1 protein-coding gene is annotated in these 3222 nt (G+C 45.2%); it reads left to right on the top strand.

The annotated features are described in order from the left end of the window. The first annotated feature begins 273 nt into the window (after positions 1–273). Positions 274–3066, top strand: a complete 2793-nt coding sequence (gene secA, locus V7K45_RS17765) for a preprotein translocase subunit SecA (protein ID WP_335005633.1) — start codon at positions 274–276, stop codon at positions 3064–3066. Positions 3067–3222: the final 156 nt, after the last annotated feature.

Raw genomic sequence — 3222 nt, 5'->3', positions numbered from 1 at the left:
AGCAAATGACTTGCTTGAGCCGTGTACTTGGAAACTTGTAAGCACGGTTCTTAGGGGGGAAAGGGGCAGAAATGCCCCTGCCCTACCCGACAATATAAGATAAGAGTTAAAACCAATCAGTTTATGAAATGATTGGCTAGTTTTTATCCTGCTTTTGAGGTAATTCTCATTTCACACCCATCCACGACCAAGAGGTTTGGGCTGGGTTGAATGTTTATAATCAATGCCGACCCTTTAATTCCCATCCCCCTTGATTCAGTTCTATAACCTGCCATGCTAAAACTTTTGTTGGGCGACCCCAACGCTCGTAAGCTTAAAAAATACCAACCTTCTGTTACTGAAATTAACCTTTTAGAGGAAGAAATTAAGGTTCTTTCCGATGATGAGTTAAAAGGGAAAACCGTCGAATTTAAACAACGGCTCGCTAAAGGCGAAACCCTAGATGACATATTGCCAGAAGCTTACGCCGTTGTTCGGGAAGCAGCACGGCGAGTATTAGGCTTGCGGCATTTTGATGTCCAACTCCTTGGTGGTATTATTTTGCACGTGGGGCAAATTGCCGAGATGAAAACTGGTGAAGGTAAAACACTAGTCGCCACCTTGCCAAGTTACTTAAATGCTCTTACTGGTAAAGGTGTACACGTCATCACCGTAAACGATTACCTAGCTCGTCGGGATGCTGAATGGATGGGACAGGTGCATCGGTTCTTGGGGCTGAGTGTGGGGCTAATTCAGTCAAGCATGACTCCTAACGAACGCCAGAAAAACTACGACTGCGATATCACTTATGTTACCAACAGCGAGGTCGGCTTCGACTATCTGCGGGATAACATGGCGACATCAATGGCAGATGTGGTACAACGCCCGTTTAATTATTGCGTAATTGACGAGGTGGACTCGATTTTAGTTGATGAAGCGCGGACACCACTGATTATTTCTGGGCAGGTGGAAAGACCTACAGAAAAATATCTGCAAGCCGCTGAAATAGCATTCACACTCAAAAAAGACGAGCATTACGATGTGGATGAAAAAGCTCGCAACGTGCTATTGACAGATGAAGGGTTTGCGGAATCGGAAAATCTTTTAGGAGTCACAGATTTATTTGACCCAGAAGATCCTTGGGCGCACTTCATTTTCAATGCAATTAAAGCCAAGGAACTTTTTCTCAAAGATGTAAATTACATCGTCCGCAATGGTGAAGTAGTAATTGTAGATGAATTTACTGGTCGGGTGCTAGCCGGACGGCGTTGGAGTGATGGATTGCACCAGGCGATTGAAGCGAAAGAACGCGTAGAGATTCAGCCAGAAACTCAAACTCTCGCGACAATTACTTACCAAAATATGTTCTTGCTGTATCCAAAACTCGGTGGAATGACAGGAACGGCAAAAACCGAAGAACCAGAATTTGAAAAAATTTACAAACTTGAAGTTGCGGTAATTCCCACCAACCGCGATCGCAGACGCGAAGATTTATCTGATATGGTGTTCAAGACAGAAGCAGGTAAGTGGGGGGCGATCGCTAGAGAATGTGCTGAAATGCACCAACTCGGCAGACCTGTATTAGTAGGAACCACTAGTGTAGAAAAATCTGAACTTCTAAGTAGGCTGCTGAAGGAATTGGCAATTCCTCACGAATTACTTAACGCTCGACCGGAAAACGTTGAACGTGAAGCGGAAATCGTCGCCCAAGCTGGACGAAAAGGTGCTGTTACTATTGCTACCAACATGGCTGGTAGAGGTACAGACATCATCCTGGGTGGTAATTCCGAATATATGGCACGTCTAAAGCTGCGAGAATACTTTATGCCCCGGATCGTCATGCCAGAAGATGAAGATGCCTTTAGCGTGCAAAGAGCAGCTGGATTGCCTACAGGACATGGTGGTGGTCAAGGCTTTGTCCCTGGAAAGAAAGTCAAAACTTGGCGGGCTTCGCCAGAAATTTTCCCCACCCAGTTGACAAAAGAAACCGAAAAACTGCTCAAAGATGCAGTAGAAATTGCAGTGCGTGAGTATGGTGAACGCAGTTTACCGGAATTAGAAGCTGAAGAAAAGGTAGCTGTAGCCGCAGAGAAAGCGCCTATTGATGACCCTGTAATTCAGAAATTGCGAGAAGCCTACAACCGCGTTAAGCAGGAATACGAACAATTTACTACCCGCGAACATGAGGAAGTAGTGGGTATCGGCGGTTTGCACGTAATTGGTACAGAACGCCACGAATCCCGACGGATTGATAACCAGTTGCGCGGACGTGCAGGAAGACAAGGCGACCCCGGAACCACAAGATTTTTCCTCAGTTTAGAGGATAACCTACTGCGGATTTTTGGTGGCGATCGCGTTGCTGGGTTAATGAATGCCTTCCAAGTGGAAGAAGATATGCCCATCGAATCTGGGATGCTTACCCGCAGTTTGGAAGGCGCACAGAAAAAAGTTGAAACTTACTACTATGACATTCGGAAGCAGGTATTTGAGTATGACGAGGTGATGAATAATCAACGTCGTGCTATTTATGCTGAACGCCGCCGAGTCTTAGAAGGTCAAGACTTGAAAGAACAGGTGATTAAATACGCTGAAAAAACGATGGATGACATCGTTGACTTTTACATTAACGTAGACTTACCCTCGGAAGAGTGGGAGTTAGAGAAGTTGGTTGAGAAAGTCAAAGAATTCGTCTATCTGCTAGCGGATTTGCAAGCTAGTCAATTAGAAGATATCACGGTCAGCGAGATTAAAGCCTTTCTCCACGAACAGGTAAGAATTGCTTACGATCTCAAAGAAGCGCAGATTGACCAAGTTCAACCCGGATTGATGCGCCAAGCGGAACGTTTCTTTATCTTGCAACGCATTGATACTCTCTGGCGGGAACACCTGCAACAAATGGATGCCTTGCGCGAATCGGTGGGATTACGTGGTTATGGGCAAAAAGACCCGCTCATTGAGTATAAGAGCGAGGGCTATGAATTGTTCTTAGATATGATGGTTAACATCCGCCGAGACGTTGTTTACTCATTGTTCATGTTCCAGCCACAGCCGCAACCGGTAGTGCAGGCTTCGTCTGAGATGGTGTAGTAGGGAATATATTACGCAGAGACGCAAAGGCGCAGAGAGTGCTTTTGCGTCTTTGTGTTTTAACTGGAGTTTAGACTAAGTAGGAAAAAATGACCCAGCAGCACTGAGTTGATAAAATACAAGCTTTAAACATGGAAATCTTTAATATTAAGCAGA

It is taken from the genome of Nostoc sp. (assembly GCF_036917375.1).
In the GTDB taxonomy this organism is placed as follows: domain Bacteria; phylum Cyanobacteriota; class Cyanobacteriia; order Cyanobacteriales; family Nostocaceae; genus Nostoc.
The sequence above is the reverse complement of the archived record's forward strand: the minus strand, read 5'-3'. Positions and strand labels throughout refer to the sequence as shown.

Excerpts from the sequence above, each read along its gene's own strand:
- secA (WP_335005633.1), top strand. The coding sequence starts at position 274 with ATGCTAAAACTTTTGTTGGGCGACCCCAACGCTCGTAAGCTTAAAAAA.